The organism is Janthinobacterium sp. 13, assembly GCF_002749695.1.
Taxonomy (GTDB): domain Bacteria; phylum Pseudomonadota; class Gammaproteobacteria; order Burkholderiales; family Burkholderiaceae_D; genus Janthinobacterium; species Janthinobacterium kumbetense.
Window position 1 is genome coordinate 554,432 of sequence record NZ_PEEQ01000001.1, and the last position, 16,430, is coordinate 570,861.

Annotated in this window: 16 protein-coding genes; 7 read left to right on the forward strand and 9 right to left on the reverse strand. The window is 63.1% G+C overall.

Annotation, left to right across the window (positions count from 1 at the left end):
• Window position 1: 1 nt before the first annotated feature.
• The 3 genes from CLU94_RS02265 to CLU94_RS02275 all read right to left on the reverse strand — a co-directional run bounded on the left by CLU94_RS02265 (window position 2) and on the right by CLU94_RS02275 (window position 3,130).
• Window positions 2-787 carry an ATP-binding cassette domain-containing protein gene (locus tag CLU94_RS02265; RefSeq protein WP_099664428.1) on the reverse strand — a complete coding sequence of 262 codons (786 nt, stop codon included), beginning with the start codon at window positions 785-787 and terminating at the stop codon, window positions 2-4.
• 3 nt (window positions 788-790) lie between these two features.
• Window positions 791-1,912: an ABC transporter permease gene (locus CLU94_RS02270; RefSeq protein ID WP_077409079.1), complete on the reverse strand. Its 1,122-nt coding sequence runs from the start codon at window positions 1,910-1,912 to the stop codon at window positions 791-793.
• A gap of 171 nt (window positions 1,913-2,083) precedes the next feature.
• Complete coding sequence (locus CLU94_RS02275; RefSeq protein ID WP_099664429.1) at window positions 2,084-3,130, reverse strand: sugar ABC transporter substrate-binding protein; 1,047 nt, start codon at window positions 3,128-3,130, stop codon at window positions 2,084-2,086.
• Window positions 3,131-3,381: 251 nt separating this feature from the next.
• On the opposite strand from CLU94_RS02275, the gene CLU94_RS02280 reads away from it, so the two are divergent.
• From CLU94_RS02280 to CLU94_RS02290, 3 genes are read left to right on the forward strand one after another with little or no spacing between them, the layout of a single operon-like run.
• Entirely contained in the window at window positions 3,382-4,248 is an 867-nt protein-coding gene (locus CLU94_RS02280) for a MurR/RpiR family transcriptional regulator (RefSeq protein WP_034757651.1), read from the forward strand.
• The gene (iolG, locus tag CLU94_RS02285; protein WP_099664430.1) at window positions 4,241-5,233 is read left to right on the forward strand and encodes an inositol 2-dehydrogenase; all 993 of its coding nucleotides are present in this window, start codon (window positions 4,241-4,243) and stop codon (window positions 5,231-5,233) included. Before CLU94_RS02280 ends, iolG begins: the two co-directional genes overlap by 8 nt.
• Before the next feature lie 34 nt (window positions 5,234-5,267).
• Window positions 5,268-6,290: a Gfo/Idh/MocA family oxidoreductase gene (locus tag CLU94_RS02290; RefSeq protein ID WP_099664431.1), complete on the forward strand. Its 1,023-nt coding sequence runs from the start codon at window positions 5,268-5,270 to the stop codon at window positions 6,288-6,290.
• A 15-nt stretch (window positions 6,291-6,305) separates the two neighbouring features.
• Here CLU94_RS02290 and CLU94_RS02295 read toward each other — a convergent pair whose 3' ends face one another.
• Together CLU94_RS02295 and CLU94_RS02300 are read right to left on the reverse strand one after the other, a co-directional pair.
• Window positions 6,306-6,644: a helix-turn-helix domain-containing transcriptional regulator gene (locus tag CLU94_RS02295; protein ID WP_099664432.1), complete on the reverse strand. Its 339-nt coding sequence runs from the start codon at window positions 6,642-6,644 to the stop codon at window positions 6,306-6,308.
• A complete protein-coding gene (locus CLU94_RS02300; RefSeq protein ID WP_441326505.1) occupies window positions 6,601-7,092 on the reverse strand; it encodes a type II toxin-antitoxin system RelE/ParE family toxin in 492 nt (163 codons plus the stop codon). The genes CLU94_RS02295 and CLU94_RS02300 overlap by 44 nt, the downstream gene beginning before the upstream one ends.
• A 123-nt stretch (window positions 7,093-7,215) precedes the next feature.
• Here CLU94_RS02300 and CLU94_RS02305 point away from each other — a divergent pair, with 123 nt between their 5' ends.
• Window positions 7,216-8,433: a hypothetical protein gene (locus CLU94_RS02305; RefSeq protein WP_099664433.1), complete on the forward strand. Its 1,218-nt coding sequence runs from the start codon at window positions 7,216-7,218 to the stop codon at window positions 8,431-8,433.
• Between the two features lie 3 nt (window positions 8,434-8,436).
• Here CLU94_RS02305 and CLU94_RS02310 read toward each other — a convergent pair whose 3' ends face one another.
• On the reverse strand, window positions 8,437-9,816 hold the full coding sequence (locus tag CLU94_RS02310) for an MFS transporter (RefSeq protein WP_099664434.1): 1,380 nt from the start codon (window positions 9,814-9,816) through the stop codon (window positions 8,437-8,439).
• 229 nt (window positions 9,817-10,045) lie between these two features.
• Between CLU94_RS02310 and CLU94_RS02315 the strand changes: the two genes are divergently transcribed.
• The 3 genes from CLU94_RS02315 to CLU94_RS02325 all read left to right on the forward strand — a co-directional run bounded on the left by CLU94_RS02315 (window position 10,046) and on the right by CLU94_RS02325 (window position 13,462).
• Window positions 10,046-10,591 (forward strand): TetR/AcrR family transcriptional regulator, encoded by a 546-nt coding sequence (locus CLU94_RS02315; RefSeq protein ID WP_218965338.1) that lies wholly within the window; start codon window positions 10,046-10,048, stop codon window positions 10,589-10,591.
• Between the two features lie 88 nt (window positions 10,592-10,679).
• Window positions 10,680-11,720 (forward strand): ParB/Srx family N-terminal domain-containing protein, encoded by a 1,041-nt coding sequence (locus CLU94_RS02320; protein ID WP_180278558.1) that lies wholly within the window; start codon window positions 10,680-10,682, stop codon window positions 11,718-11,720.
• A 77-nt stretch (window positions 11,721-11,797) separates the two neighbouring features.
• Entirely contained in the window at window positions 11,798-13,462 is a 1,665-nt protein-coding gene (locus tag CLU94_RS02325; RefSeq protein ID WP_180278559.1) for a ParB-like protein, read from the forward strand.
• A 67-nt stretch (window positions 13,463-13,529) separates the two neighbouring features.
• On the opposite strand, the gene CLU94_RS02330 is transcribed toward CLU94_RS02325, so the two are convergent.
• Genes CLU94_RS02330 through CLU94_RS02340 form a run of 3 tightly spaced genes read right to left on the reverse strand, consistent with a single transcriptional unit; the run spans window position 13,530 to window position 16,399 of the window.
• On the reverse strand, window positions 13,530-14,639 hold the full coding sequence (locus CLU94_RS02330; RefSeq protein ID WP_099664438.1) for an ABC transporter ATP-binding protein: 1,110 nt from the start codon (window positions 14,637-14,639) through the stop codon (window positions 13,530-13,532).
• Window positions 14,640-14,648: 9 nt separating this feature from the next.
• Window positions 14,649-15,518, reverse strand: coding sequence for a carbohydrate ABC transporter permease (locus CLU94_RS02335; RefSeq protein ID WP_034777933.1), 870 nt, complete (start codon window positions 15,516-15,518; stop codon window positions 14,649-14,651).
• Window positions 15,515-16,399 carry a carbohydrate ABC transporter permease gene (locus CLU94_RS02340; protein ID WP_010397323.1) on the reverse strand — a complete coding sequence of 295 codons (885 nt, stop codon included), beginning with the start codon at window positions 16,397-16,399 and terminating at the stop codon, window positions 15,515-15,517. The genes CLU94_RS02335 and CLU94_RS02340 overlap by 4 nt, the downstream gene beginning before the upstream one ends.
• Window positions 16,400-16,430 lie beyond the last annotated feature (31 nt).

Below are 16,430 nucleotides of genomic sequence, written 5' to 3' on the forward strand. Positions count from 1 at the left end.
CTTAAATCGTGACACCGTCGAGTTCACTCATCAGCGTTTGCATTTCCGCACCGCCCGCCATCATGTCGAGTACTTCATCCTTGGAAACAGTTTCCTTGGTGTAAGTGCCCAGCGATTTGCCCCGGTTCAAGAGCGTGAACGAGTCGCCCACGGGGTAGGCATGGTGCACATTGTGGGTAATAAAGATCACGGACAGGCCCCGTTCGCGCGCCTTGTAGATCAATTTCAACACATTGAACGACTGTTTCACGCCCAAGGCCGCCGTCGGCTCGTCGAGGATCAGCACGCGCGCGCCGAAGTGGATGGCGCGGGCAATGGCCAGGCATTGCCGCTCGCCGCCCGACATGGTGCCCACGGCCTGGTGCGGGTCGCGCACCATGATGCCCATTTCGGCCAGCTTGTCGCGCGCCGTCGTGGCTGCGTATTCCATATCCATCACGGGCAGCACGCCAAACATTTTCCGGATCGGTTCGCGGCCCATGAAGAAATTGCGCGCCACGGACAGCAATGGCACCAGCGCCAGGTCCTGGTAGACGGTGGCCACGCCCAGGTCGAGCGCTTCCTTCGGCGAATTGAAGCTGACGGGCTTGCCGTCAACCAGATACTGACCGTCGGTCGGCTTGTGCACTCCGGCCAAGGTCTTGATCAGGGTCGACTTGCCGGCGCCGTTATCACCGAGCAAGCAATGCACTTCGCCCGGTTTCAGGCGCAGGGTGACGTTTTGCAGGGCGATGACGGAGCCGAAACGTTTGCTGATGTTTTCCAGCGCAAGGATGTATTCGCTCATGGCTTATCTCGCTTCCGTGACACGGGCACGGACAAAGTTGTTGAACAGTACCGCGATCAACAGCATGACGCCGAGGAAGACGCGGAACCAGTCCGAATTGATATTGGTATAAGTAATGCCGATCTGTACCACGCCGAAGATCAGCGCGCCGAAGCAGGCGCCGACGACGGAACCGTAGCCGCCCGTCAGCAAGGCGCCGCCGATGACGGCCGCGATGATGGCTTCGAATTCCTTTTGCATGCCGCGGTCGGCGGCAGCCGAACCCACGTCAAATACTTGCAGCGTGGCAAACAGGCAAGCGCAGAACGCCGTGAAGACAAACAGCGATACCTTGATGGTTTTCACGGGCACGCCCACGTTCTTGGCCGCGTTGGCATCGCCGCCGACAGCGAAGATCCAGTTGCCGATACGGGTGCGGGCCAGGACGAAGCCGGACACCAGCGCCAGGCCGGCCCACCAGACGATGACCTTGGGGATGCCCTTGACCAGCGGCGCGCCATTGTCGAGCGCCGTGATCCAGCCCGCCTTGGCCATCCAGGCGAACAGCGACGTGCCCACTTCGCCATGGAACAGGGTCATGGCCAGCCAGTCGTCGGCGGCCAGCGCGCCGATGCCGCTGACGATGGTGCGGTTGGCAAACATGATGGACAGGGCCAGGGTCAGGCCGCGCAGGATGAACAGGAAGGCCAGGGTGACGATAAACGAAGGCAAGCGCGTCTTGATGACCAGGTAGCCGTTGAGCCAGCCCAGCGCCATCGAACCGGCAAAGGCGAACAGGATGGCGGCCCACACGGGCCAGTGGAAGTAGACGGAAGGGATGGCGATCATCATGCCGGCAAAGCCGATCATGGAGCCGATCGACAGGTCGAATTCGCCGGCGATCATCAATACGCAGGCACCGATGGCGATGATGCCCAGGTAGGCGGCCACTTGCGCCCAGTTGATCACGCCGTCGAGGTTGAACATGCCGGAATCGCCGGCCGTCAGGATAAAGAAGGCGAACACCAGGATGGCGCCCGAGATCGAGGCGAATTCCGGGCGGCTGAACAGCCGCTTGAGCCAGCTGACCTGCCCCACGCGCTCATCAAAGCCCTGCTTTTGCGGCGGCGTGCCCGAGGCGGCCATGCCACCCTGCTCCACGCTTAATTTCACGGTACTCATGCTATGTCTCCCTTGTTTTATAGCAACCTACCAGCCTCGACAGCAATTCCAGGGCGGCAGGACCCGCGCGCCGGCAAGCATGGCCTGCGCGCGGGGACAACGACTAAGGTCCTGATTGAACTGAAAAGCGGGTGCTTAACGGAACTGGCCGGCGTATTTCTCTACCTTGCCGATATTGTCCTTGGTGACATAACCAGGACCGGAACCGATATGGCGCGGGCCATACGATGGTGCCAGGCCGTACTCGGCCAGGCGCGCCTTGAATTTGGCGTTATTGATCAGCTTTTCGCGCACCTTGGCCAGGTCCGTGGTCTTGTCCTGCTTCATGATGGCCAGCACGGCAACGGGGATATAGCCTTGCAGGTAAGGTTGCTGGTCGATGGCGAACTGGATGCTGCCATCCTTGATGCCCTTCGAGATTTCATCGGACAGGTCGAACGTGGCGAACCACATCTTGCCCTTCAAACCCATTTTTTCCAGGGCCTTCAGCGAAGCGTGGGCCGAGGTGGGGCCCAGCGCCAGCACGGCCTGGGTTTTCGGGTTGTTGCGCAGGTAGGCGCTCAACTTGCTTTCGATGGTGGTCGGATCTTCGCCCGCATCCAGGGTGGCGGCCTTGAAATCGACGCCGATGGCTTCGGCAAAGCCGCGGCAGCGCTCGAATGACGACGGATTCGTCGCGTAATGGTTGACGCAAACGAAGGACTTGATGCCGGCCGCCTTGGCTTTTTCGCCGGCGCCCTTGCCTGCCTCGTATTCAGGCTGGCCCACGTGCATCACGGCGCCCAGCTGCTCGCTTTGCGCCAGGGTGCCCGAATTGATCGTGACAAACGGAATCTTCTTGGCAGCAACAAGGCCCAGCGGTTTTTGCAGCACGCTGAAGTCGGCGATGCTGACGATCACGCCGTCGTAGTTGCGGGCAGCCGATTGCTCGACCAGGCGCGCCATGTCGGCCAGGTCGCCGTTCGGTGGATTGCGGTAGTCGACGGTGACATTGAAGTCTTCGCCTGCTTGCTTGACGGAATTTTTAATCGTATTCCACCAGGAATCGGAATCGGGCGCATGGCTGATCAGCACGAATTTCTCGCCTGCCGCGTGGCTGGCGCTCATGCCCAGACCCAGTCCCAGGCCGAGGCCCAGCACGGCTAGGTGCTTCAGAAATCCCTTACGCTTATTGCTTTGCATGAATGTCTCCTTGAAGGATTAATTTTTATAGTTGCCAGCTTTTGTCGCGTGTCAGCGGGGAGCCGGAAAACCGGCAAGACCCGATGCACTGCGCACAGCTTAGGCCACAAAAAAGACAAATGCAATAAAATTTTCAAAATAAATTTAAATAGAAAATCATTTCTATTTTCTGGATTCACTCCTATAATTCTCGCCAGAACCAGCCGCCGCAATCCTGTTGCGCGGCCCAGCAAGCAACCGAGGAAAACACCATGGCAGCCACCGCCCCCATCGAACAGCTGATGCAGCACATTGCCGCCGAGTACGACAATCTGTCGCGCCAGCTGAAAGTCATCGCGCAATACATTGAAAAGCACCGTGCCAGCCTGATGCTCGAACGCATCAGCGACATCGCGGCCGCCTGCGATGTGCAGCCGTCCGCCATCGTGCGCTTCGCGCAGCGCTTCGGCTATACGGGCTTTTCGGAAATGCAGGACGTGTTCCGCCAGGCGTACACGGACCAGGCCGGCGCCACGCCCGACTACCAGCAGCGCATCCGCAAGCTCATTTCCACGCGCGACGCCGCCCTCAGCGCAGGCGACCTGACGCGCGAATTCGTCGGCGCCAGCCGCGCCGGCCTCGACGACCTGGCGGCCGGCCTCGACGACGCGCAGCTGGAAGCGGCCGTCAACCTGCTGTTGAAAGCGGAAAACATCTATGTGATCGGCGTGCGCCGGTCCTTTCCGATCGCCTCCTACATCGCCTATGCGCTGGAACACACGGACAAGCGCGTGCACCTGATTAGCGGACTGGGCGGCATGCACCGCGAACAGATGCGCAGCGTGCGCGAACGCGATGTGGCGATCGCCATCAGTTTCTCGCCTTACGGCAAGGAAACCCAGCAGTGCATCAAGGCGGCGCAAGACAAGGGCGCCAAGGTCCTGGTGATTACCGACAGCAAGCTGGCCCCGCTCGCACGGGCCGCCGACGCGCTGCTCACCGTCACCGAGGGCAGCGCCTTCGCCTTCCGTTCGCTGACCAGCACCATCTGCCTGTGCCAGGCGCTGTTCATCGCGCTGGCATACAAATTAGAGCTCGACATCGAAGAAATCCACACCCCAGGAGAACATGATGATTGAAGTAGCGTTGTTCGGCGCCGGACGCATCGGCAAAATCCACGCGGCCAACCTGGCTGCCCAACCCGGCGTGCAGTTCAAGTACGTGGTCGACGTCAACCAGGAAGCGGCCGCCGCCCTTGCCGGCTTGCACGGCGGCAGCAGCGCGACTGTCGAAGCGGCGCTGGCCGACCCGGCCATCAAGGCCGTCGTCATCGCTTCCAGCACGGATACGCACGCGGACCTGATCCTGCGCTCGGCCGCCGCCGGCAAGGCCATCTTTTGCGAAAAACCCGTCGACCTGACGATAGCCCGGGCGCGCGCCTGCGCCGCCGCCGTCAAGGAAGCGAAAGTGCTGTGCATGCTGGGCTTCCAGCGCCGCTACGACCCGACTTTCAATGCCGTCAAGACACGCATCGAAGCGGGCGAGATCGGTACGCCGGAGTTGCTGGTGGTGACCAGCCGCGATCCCGGCCCGCCGCCCGTGAGCTATATCCAGGTCTCGGGCGGCATCTTCAAGGATATGCTGATCCACGATTTCGACATTTTCCGCTGGATACTCGACGATGAAGCCGTCAGCGTGCACGCCACGGGCAGCTGCCTCGTCGACCCCGCCATCGGCGCGGCGGGCGACCTGGACACGGCCGTCGTCACCATCCGCACGGCGAAAGGACGTTTGTGCCAGATCAATGCCTCGCGCCGCGCCGCCTACGGCTACGACCAGCGCTTCGAAGTGCTGGGCAGCGCCGGCATGCTGCAGGCGGGCAACCACAAGCCGACGGAAGTGACGGCCTATGGTTCCGTGAACGTCAGCGTGGACAGGCCGGAAGATTTTTTCCTGGAACGTTATCGCGTGGCCTACGCGCAGGAAATGGCGCACTTCTTTGACGCCCTCACCCACGGCACGCCGCTGCGTACCACCGTCCACGATGGCTTGAAGGCATTGGAACTGGCCGAGGCGGCTACCTTGTCGTGGCGCGAGGGTCGTGTCGTGACCCTGGCGTCGTAACTTTATAAACAACAATAAAAAATCTGGAGACACCATGTCATCCCCAACATTAAAAGTCGGCATCGTCGGCCTGGGCCGGCTGGGCCAGCGCCACGCCATCAACCTGGCACAGCGCGTGCCGAATGCCGAGGTCGTGGCCGCCTGCAGTCCTGTGCAAGCCGAACTGGACTGGGCCGCCAGCACGCTCGGCATCACCAAAGTTTATGCGGATTACGACGCCCTGCTGGCCCACCCGGGCCTGGACGCCGTCTTCCTCGTCACGCCCACCTCGCTGCACGCGGACCAGATCATCGCCGCCCTGCGCGCCGGCAAGCACGTATTTTGCGAAAAACCGCTGTCGCTGGACCTGGCCGACTGCCTGAAGGTGGAAGCGGAAGCGGCGCGCCACCCGCAGCTGACCATCATGATCGGCTTCGTGCGCCGCTTCGATGCCAGCTACCATGACGCGCAGCAAAAGATCGCGCAAGGCCTGATCGGCAAGCCCTACCTGGTGCGTTCGCAGACGTGCGACCAGAACGACCCCAGCGGCGCCTTCATGCGCTTCGCCCCCACCAGCGGCGGCATCTTCCTCGACTGCAGCGTGCACGATATCGACCTGGCGCGCTGGCTGCTGGGCAATCCCGTGCCCAAACGCGTGTACGCGAGCGGCACCAACGCCATCCACACGGGCTTGCAAGCGTTTGGCGACGTCGACAACGGCCTGGCAACGGTGGAGTTTTCCGATGGCAGCATGGCCAGCTTCATGGCGTCGCGCACCATGGCGCATGGCCATGAAACCCTGACGGAAGTGTTCGGCACGGGCGGCCGCCTGGCCGTGGGCAGCAATCCGCGCCTGAACAGGGTGGAAATTTCGGATGCGCATGGCGTGCGCAATGAATGCACGCCGGACTTCTATGCCCGCTTCGCCGACGCCTTTTTGATCGAGGCGCAGGAGTTTACGGATGCGGCGCTGGGCCGGCGCACCTTGTCCTTGACCTTGCACGACGCGACGGAAGCGACGCGCATCGGCCTGGCCATGACGCAAGCGATGCGCGAAGCGCGGCCCGTCGAGTTTTAAGCCCAAGGCTGGGACTCAGGCAGCCGGTGCAGGAAACGGTTGCTTGGGTTCCACGGCCAGCCGCAAGCCCATGGCATCGAGGATGGCCGTCAAGGTGCTCAGCGAGGGATTGCCTTCGGGCGACAGGGTGCGGTACAGCTGGGTAGGGTTGAGCTTGGCCGCCTGCGCCACGGCCGGCACGCCGCCAAAGGCGCGCGTCAGCTGGCGCAGCACGGCCAGCAGTTCGCCATGGTCGCCATCGACGAGGATATTGTTGATCAATTCCAGGGCGAAGGCGGGATCGTCGCGGTACAGCTCAGCCATCGCTTCGTCATGCGAGCGGTCTCTTGGTGGTTTGCGGATGTCCTCGTTCATGTTCTCTCTCATGTCCCCTCTCCTTCCAGTCGTGCCAGCAGGCACAGGCGTATTCGATATCTTTCGGTTGCGTGCGCTTGTCGCCACCGCACAGCAATAAAATGAGCTGCGTTCCGGCAATAGCGTAATACACGCGGTAGCCGGGCCCCACATCGATGCGCAACTCCCACACGCCGTCGTGGCAAAACTTGTGGTCGCCAAAATTGCCAGGAATCATACGCAGCACGCGGCGCACGATGGCCACCCTGGCCGTGTTGTCGCGCTGGCGCTTCAGCCATTCCGTATATAAATCCCTGCCCGATGACGTCAGGTAGTGCCGGATCTCATACATCATATTCGTCCATAAACGAAGAAAGATCAAGGAGAAAATCACGTGTACATGTAAAAAAGAAGACCACGCCATCTTGCTACCAAACCCGCTCACACAGGCCACGAATGCCAGGTTCACTGAGCTATATCAAGATGCCTTTCGCTCATTGTTATAGGGAAATTATGTCGCCCGACCGTGCCTCACGTCTGGCTGATTGCGCTATACAATAAGCGCTGTCCAACCGTGAAGAACCCTGCCTCCATGAGCAACAACGACAGCAACTCCCCTTCCCTCGCCGACGTGGCCGAACGCTACGTCAAGCTGGTCTTGGCCATGGGCCAGCACGACGCCTCGTATGTCGACGCGTATTACGGCCCGCCCGCGTGGCAGGCCGCAGCGGTCAAACAGCTGCAGAGTTTGAGCGATATCAAAGATGGCGCAAACGCGGCGCTGGCCCTGCTGGCAGACGCCTCTTGCCTGCGCGCCCTCAACCTGCGCAAGCAGTTGCAAGCCGTGCTGGCCAAGGCGGACATGCTGCAAGGGACACGCCTGGATTTCGACACGGAAAGCGCGCGCCTGTACGACGCCGTTTCGCCCCACCACAGCCGCGCATATTACGCAGAGCTGGTGGCGCAGATCGACGCCCTGCTGCCTGGCGACGGCACGGTCAGCGACCGGGTCAACGCCTTGCGCGCGCAACTCGTCATTCCCGCCGACAAGCTGCGCGCCGTCATGGACGCGGCCATCCGAGCGGGCCGCGAACGCACCTTGCAGTACATCGCCCTGCCCGAAGGCGAGGATTTCGTGCTGGAATTCGTCACCGACAAACCGTGGAGCGGCTACAACTGGTACAAGGGCAACTACCAGAGCGTGATCCAGATCAATACCGACTTGCCCGTGTATATCGACCGCGCGGTTGATCTCGGCTGCCACGAAGCGTATCCCGGTCACCACGTCTACAACGTGCTGCTCGAGCGCGACCTGGTGCGCGGCAAGGGCTGGATGGAATACTGCATCTATCCGCTGTACTCGCCGCAATCGTTGATCGCCGAAGGCACGGCCAATTACGGCATCGAACTGAGTTTTACCGATGCAGAACGGCTGGCATTCGAACAGCAGGTGCTGTACCCGCTGGCCGGCCTCGATCCTGCGCTGGCGCCCCGCTACGCACAGCTGAACCAGTTGCTGGCCAAGCTAGGCTACGCCGACAACGACATTGCGCGCCAGTACCTCGAAGGCAGCCTGACCCGCGAAGAAGCGCTGGAATGGCTGGTCAACGTGCGCCTGTACCCGGCCGAAAAATCCGCGCAGCGCCTGCAGTTCTACGACGCCATGGGTGCCTATGTGATTAATTACAACCTGGGCCAGGACATGGCGAAAGCCTATGTCGAGCGCCAGGGCGCGACGCGCGCCGAGCACTGGGCCGCCTTCTGCGACCTGATGTCGTCGCCGCGCGTGCCCAGCCATTTGCAGGCATAAGCCTTACTTCGGCGGCAGCCAGTACAGCGGCAAGGCCACGGCCAGGCACGCCAGCCCCGCCAGCAGCATGGCCAGCTGAAAACCGGCTGCCAGGGCGGCAACCTGCCCCGCCCGCTCCAGCAAAGCGGCGGCGCGCAAGCTCATCACGCTGCCCAGCACGGCCACGCCCAAGGTCATGCCCGCCTGGCGCAAGGCATTCATGATGGCCGAAGCCATGGCGGCTTGCTCGCCGCGCACGGATGCCATCACCAGCAAACCGGTGGCCGGCACGGCCAGGCCCATCGCCAGGCCCAGCAGGCCGAACAGGCTGCCGACGATGGCGTAGGGCGTCCGCGGCGCCAAGGTCGCCGTCGCCAGCAGCACCAGGCCCGCCAGCACATAGCCGCCCAGCATCATTCGCCGCAGCGACAAGTGGCGGCTGAGGCGGCCGAAGCAGAGGGAAACGACGCCCATGGCCGCGAACTGCGGCAACATGCGCCCGCCGCTGGCGCCCGCCGGCCAACCCTGGATTTGCTGCAGGTACAGCGAGAAAAAGAACAGGCTGCTGTAGCAGGCAAACCCCAGCACCAGCGACGCCAGGTTGATCAACGCAAAGGTCCGGTCGCAAAACAGCCGCAACGGCAACAGGGGACGTGGCGCGCGCGCTTCGACAGCCAGGAAGGCGACGAAGGCCAGCAGCGCCACGCCCAGCGATGGCCAGGCAGCCATGCCGCCCGGTCCGCCCGCCTCGCCCAGCGCGATCAAGCCGTAGGTGAGCGCACCGAGCCAGACGATGCTGAGCACCTGTCCCGTCCGGTCCAGCGCCGCCTGTTCCCGGTAATGGCGTTCCGTCATGCCCCAGGCGCCCAGCAGCATGGCCAGCACTCCCAGCGGCAGGTTGATCAGGAAGATGCTTTGCCAGCCCGTGGCCTCCAGCAGCATGCCGCCCAGCAGGGGCCCCAGGGTCAGCGCCAGCGCGCTGAAGGCCGACCAGCCGCCGATCACGTGCGCCCGTTCGCGCGGGTCGGGAAACGCGTGGCTCAGTATCGGCATCGCGCCCGGAATCAGCAAGGCGCCCGCGACGCCCTGCACGGCCCGCCCCGCCAGCAGCAGCGGCAGGCCGGCGGCCAGCGCGCACAGCAGCGAACCGGCCGTAAACAGGGCCACGCCCAGCAGCCAGATGCGCTTGTGCCCATGCCGGTCGCCCAGCGGACCGGCCGACAGCATGCAGGCCGACAGGCACAGCGCATAGGCGTTGACCACCCACTGCAAACCCGCCATATCCGTCGCCAGCGCCGTTTGCAGGGTGGGCAAAGCCACGTTGACGATGCTGATGTCGAGCGAGGCGAGAAAGGTGCCCAGGTAGGCGGCGGCCACCAGGGCCGCGCGGCGATAGCGCTGCATGGCGTGTCTCCAATTCATGAGTTCGCCTTCATCATAACTATCGACTGACCGTCAGTCAATTAAAAACTATAGCCTTGCATGGCGGGTGCTTGGGCGACGCCCGCGCTTCACTTATACTGGGTGCATGACCACGACACGACACGCCAACCCCGCCCTGCCCGATGCCGCCGCCGCGCCGGCCCCCGTTCGCCCCCGCACCAAGCCTGCCGAAGTGCGCCTCGATGAATTGATGGCCGCCGCCGAGCGCCTGTTTCTCGACAAGGGCGTGGAAGCGACCACCGTCAGCGACATCACCACCCTGGCCGGCGTGGCGAAAGGCACGTTCTATCACTATTTTCCGTCCAAGCACGAGATGCTGGCGGCGCTGGCCGGACGCTATACGCAGCACTTCCTGGCCAGCCTGGAAACGGCCGTCGACCTGTGCATGCCCGGCGACTGGGAAGGCCGGCTGCGCGCGTGGGTGCAGGCGAATGTGGCCACTTACCTGCACACCTGGCAATTGCACGACATCGTCTACACGAGCCACCGGCGCAGCATCGGCATCGACCCCGCGGACAATCCCGACAAGAACGCCATCCTGGCCCAGCTGGGTGCCATCCTGGCGGGCGGCGCGGCGGCCGGCACCTGGCCTTTGCCGCAGCCACGCCTGGCGGCGCTGATGATTTACTCGGCCGTGCATGGCGTGACGGATGACGCCATCGCCGCGCAGTTACAGGACAGCAGCGCCTTCGCCGCCGACGTGGCCGACGCCTGCCTGCGCATGCTGGGCCGCTGACGGCGCGCAGCGATGTGAACCACTCCTGCGCGGCATCAAGCCACGGCGCCTGGCGTCATCCATACTGTATCGATTGGAGACACAGGCAATGAACCGGATTCTTTTCCGCATCCCCGCCCTGCTGCTGGCCCTGGCCTGCCTTGCAGCCTTCCTGCCGCCGGCACTGGCCCGCGATGCCGCCGTCGCGCCCGCCCTCAGCGCGCGCCAGCAGGCGCTGATGGCGACCGTCGTGGGCAGCGCCGCCCATCCGCGCATCCTGCAGGTGCGCCTCGATGAACTGCATCCGACCCAGCCGGCCATCGGCTACGACCAGGTGTACTACAAGCTGGGACGCTATGCGGCCGAAGAAAAACATATCGCCGACATCGCCAAGCCAAAGAAATTCGCCGACCTGTGCGAAGCCAATGGCCAGGGCGACGTCTTGCCAGGCACGGCCAATGTCGCCGGCGCCACCCTGGCCACGCCACCGCCCGGCTACCGCTGCAAGGCGGCCGTGGGCAGCCGTCCCGACGACATGAAGACTGTCGTCATCGGCCCGCGCGGCACGGTATACCTCACCGATGGCCACCACACGTTTTCCACTTTCTGGGATGCCGATGGCGGGCGCAATCATCAACTCAAGGTGTGGGTCAAGGTCAGCGACAATTTCAGCGCGCTGGACGAAACGGCGTTCTGGACGCGCATGCGCGCGGAAAACAAGGTGTGGCTGAAAAACGGCCGGAACCAGGCCATCACGCCGCAGCAGCTGCCGTCCGCCATCGGCCTGACATCGCTCGGCGACGACCCGTACCGCTCGCTCGTCTACTTTACGCGCGAGATCGGCTACGAGCCTCCCGACAGGGCCACGGAATTTCTCGAATTTTACTGGGCCGACTGGCTGCGCAACAAACCGGTGCTGGACCTGGCGCGCGTGAACCTGCTCGATCCCGCCGCCTACGCCAGCGCCATCCTGCTGGCCGCGCAGGCGATGGTGGCGCTGAAGCCGGCCGATATCGTCAGCGGCGGCAAGCGCGCGGTAGACCTGGGGGCGCTGGACGAAGTCGACCGCGAGACATTCGATGAATTGACGCAGGACAAAGGCAAACTGGGCTACGCCATCGACTACCGCAAGTCGCTGCTGCGCCAGTAACCTCCCGGCATGTCATCATCCTGACATCTGCGCCCGCTAGCATGTCGGCACTTTTCAGGCCGACATCACGGGACACCATGTACAAGCACAGCATCCGCAGCAGCACCCGCAGCACCCTGGCCATTGCCATCACCCTCGCACTGGGCGCCAGCCTGGCCGCCTGTGGCGGCACAGACTATCGCGACACCACGGTGCCCGTCGCCCCGGTGGATCCCGTCACCCCGGCACGCACCCTGAACGTGGTAGCGGCCACCGGCAAGGCCGTGGCGAATGCTTCCGTCTCCGTGCTCGACGCCGGCAAGAATGTCGTCGGCAGCGGCACCACGGACGCGACAGGCAAAGTGGCCATCACCCTGGCTGCCGCGGCGAAGGCGCCCTTCCTCGTCTCCGTCACGCCGGCAGGCGGCACCACCCTGTACGCGCTGTCGCTGAAGGAAAGCGCCGTCAACCTGACGCCGCTCACCTCCGTCATCGCCATGCAGCTGCTGGGCAGCATCCCCTCGAGCGCGTCCCCCGCCAGCCTGGCCGCCATCGATGCGGCCAGGCTGCAAACGGCGCAGACGCAGCTGGGCACGGCCCTGGCGGCGCCCCTGCAAACCCTGGGCATGGCGGCCAACTACGACTTCGTCAATGGCGCCCTGACGCCGAACAGCAAGGATCCGGCCGACGTCCTGCTCGACAACCTGCAGGTAAAACAGAGCGGCACGGATATCGACATCGTCAATGCCAGCGGCAGCATCGTCGCGCAAATCATCGATGGCGGCGCGCCGCTCGCCACCGGCAAGAGCGTGCTGGAAACGCCGCCCGTGCTCGGCGCGCGCCAGCAAGTGCTGGCCGCCACGGTTGCCGGCACCGATGCGGCGCCCGTCTTCCTGCAAGTGTCGCTCGACGAACTGCATCCCACGCAGCCAGCCGTCGGCTACGACCAGATCTACTACAAGCTGGGCCGCTACGGCGCGGAAGACCTCCTCATGGCCAAGACCAACAAGCCGAAGAAATTCGCCGAACTGTGCGAAGCCAACGGCCAGGACGACGTGGTGAGCAAGACGGCCAACGTGGCCGGCGCCACCCTGAGCAATCCACCGGCCACGTTCCAGTGCAAGTCCGCCGTGGGCACCAAGCCGGGCGACATGAAGACGGTCGTCATCGGTCCGAACGGCACCCTGTACCTGACGGACGGCCACCACACGTTCAGCGCCTTCCGGGATGCCGACAATGGCCAGAACCTGCAGTTGAAAGTGTGGGTCAAGGTGACGGACAATTTCAGCAAGCTCAGTGAATACGACTTCTGGACGCAGATGAAGAAGGCCAACAAGGTCTGGCTGAAGGATGGCGGCAACAAGGCCATCGCCACCAGCCAGCTGCCCGCGTCCATCGGTTTGAAGTCGCTGGGCAACGACCCGTACCGCTCGCTCGTCTACTTCACGCGCGATGCCGGCTACGTGGTGCCGTCGACGGCCACGGAATTCCTCGAATTCTACTGGGCCGACTGGCTGCGCACGCAACCCGGCATCGACCTGGCCAAGACGGACACGCGCGACGTTGCCAGCTACATGGCCACCATCAAGAGCGCATCGACGGCGATGGCGGGCCTGAAGGCGAACGATATCGTCAGCCGCGGCGTGACGGCGCAAACCCTGGGCTGGACGGGCGTCTTCAGCCAGGCCGCGCTGGACGACCTGGTCACGCCGACGGGCAAGCTGAGCTACTCCATCGCATATAAAAAATCGCTGGCCAAGTAAGCGCGGCGCAAACGACAACGGCCCGCCTGTCAGCTGACAGGCGGGCCGTTTTTATGGGCAACGTCGCTTACGCGATGCGTTCACCATTCTCCGGATCGAACAGGGCCGCTTTCGACAGGTTGAACGACAGCTGCATCGTCTGTCCTGGCAGCACGGCTTCGCGCGGATGCGTGCGGCAAGTCACGGCGGCGCCGTTCAGGCGCGTCGTCAGCAGCGTATCCGGGCCGGTCGGCTCGACCAGGTCGATCAGGCAACCCAGTTCCTGGCCCACGTCGCCGTGCGCGCTGCTCATGTCCGTGATCTGCTCCGGGCGCACGCCCAGGATCACGTCGCGGCCCGCATAGCTGCGCAGCTTGTCGGTGGCGAACGGCAGGGCCAGGCGCATGCTCTTGCCCGCGTTCTCGATGGCGACAAACACCTCGTTGCCTTCGACGACAGGCTTGACGGTGATGAAGTTCATCGATGGCGAGCCGATAAAGCCGGCCACGAACAGATTCGCCGGATTGTCGTAGATTTCCTGCGGCGTGCCCAGTTGCTGCACCACTCCATCCTTCATGACGGCGATCAAATCGCCCATGGTCATCGCCTCGATCTGGTCATGCGTGACGTAGACGATGGTGGCCTTCAGGCGCTGGTGCAGCAGCTTGATCTCGGCGCGCATTTCCACGCGCAGCTTGGCGTCCAGGTTCGACAGCGGCTCGTCGAACAGGAACAGCGACGGCTTGCGCGAAATGGCGCGGCCCATGGCGACCCGTTGGCGCTGGCCACCGGACAGCTGCGCCGGGCGGCGGTCCAGCAAATGCGTGATCTGCAGGGTTTCAGCGACGCGGGCGACGATTTCCTCCTGCTCCGCCTTCGGCACTTTTTTCACGTTCAGGCCGAACGCGATGTTTTCGCGCACCGTCATCGACGGGTACAGCGCATACGACTGGAACACCATGGCGATGTCGCGGTCCTTCGGCGGCAGGTCGTTGACCACCTTGCCGTCGATGAGGATTTCGCCCGAAGTGACGCTTTCCAGGCCGGCCACCATATTGAGCAAGGTCGACTTGCCGGAGCCGGAGCCGCCGACGAGGATCAGGAACTGGCCATCCTTGATCTCGATGTCGATGCCCTTGAGGACTTCGACGCCATTCGTGTACACCTTGCGGATGCTGCGTATCGATAAACTGGACATATTCTTTCCTTAACCTTTGACTGCGCCTGCGGTCAGACCGCGCACAAAATAACGACCTGCGACCAGATAGACCAGCAGGGTCGGCAGCGCGGCAATCACCGCGGCCGCCATGTTGACGTTGTATTCCTTCACGCCCGTGGACGTGTTGACCAGGTTGTTCAAGCCCACCGTGATCGGCTGCGAATCGCCGCTGGCGAAGACGATGCCGAACAGGAAGTCGTTCCAGATCTGCGTGAATTGCCAGATGATGCAGACGACGAAAATCGGACCCGAAATCGGCAGCACGATCTTGCGGAAGATCAAGAAGAAGCCGGCGCCGTCGATGCGGGCCGCCTTGATCAATTCTTCCGGCACGCCGATGTAGTAGTTACGGAAGAACAGGGTCGTGAACGCCGTGCCATACACCACGTGGACGAAGACCAGGCCGGTAGTGGTGTTGGCCAGGCCGAATTCGCCCAGCAAACGCGCCATCGGCAGGATCACCACCTGGAACGGAATGAAGCAGCCCACCAGCAAGGCGGCAAACAGGATTTCCGAACCGCGGAAGCGCCAATGCGCGAACACGTAGCCGTTGAAGGCGCCCAGGAAGGTCGAGATCAGCACGGCGGGAATCACCATCTTGATCGAGTTCCAGAAGAACGGCTGCATGCCGTCGCAGGTGACGCCCGTGCAGGCCGAAGACCAGGCCTTGGACCAGGAATCGAACTGCCACACGTGCGGCAGTGCCAGCAGGTTGCCGCTGCGGATCTCGTCGAGCGACTTGAACGACGTCGACAGGGTCACGTACAGGGGCACGATGTAGTACACCGCAAACAGGATCAGCAGCAGATATACAACCACCCGTCCGAGGGTGAGGCGATTATTGCGTGTAGGTGTCATCTCATCGCCTTTGCGCTGCGCGTTTCCAGGTACATCAGCGGCACGAGCACGGCCACGATGGTGGCCAGCATCATCATTGCCGATGCCGAGCCCAGGCCCAGCTGGCCGCGGGTGAAGGAAAACTGGTACATGAAGATGGCCGGCACGGACGACGAATTGCCAGGTCCGCCAGCCGTCAGTGCGATGACCAGGTCGAAGCTCTTGATGGCGATATGCGCGAGGATCAGCAGCACGCTGAAGAACACGGGTCGCATGGCGGGAATCACGATGCGCCAGTAGATCGTCGGCAGAGATGCGCCATCGACTTGCGCCGCCTTGATGATTTCATCATCGATGCCGCGCAGGCCCGCCAGGAACAGCGCCATGACGAAGCCCGACGATTGCCACACGCCGGCGATCACCACCGTGTAGATGGCCATGTCGGAATTGACCAGCCAGTCGAAGGTAAACGAGGTCCATCCCCAGTCGTGCATGACCTTTTCCAGGCCCAGGCTGGGATTGAGCATCCATTTCCACGCCGTGCCGGTGACGATGAAGGACAGCGCCATCGGATACAGGTAGATGGCGCGCAGCGCGCCTTCGGCGCGGATTTTCTGGTCCAGCAGGATGGCCAGGAACAGGCCGATGGCGATGCTGCAACCGATGAACAGGACACCGAAGATGCCGAGGTTCTTGAGCGAGGTCCACCAGCGCTCGTTGTCGAACAGCTCGACGTATTGCACCAGGCCGGCGAACTCGTAGTTCGGCATCAGCCGCGATTCGGTCAGCGACAGCCAACCGGTCAAAAAGATAAAACCATAGACGAATACCAAGCTGGCGATGAGCGTGGGGCCCAGCACCATCTGCGGTATCCATCGGTCGAATTGCTTGCGTATGGACATAGGACAGCCGTAGAAGTAGAACTGCGTGTGG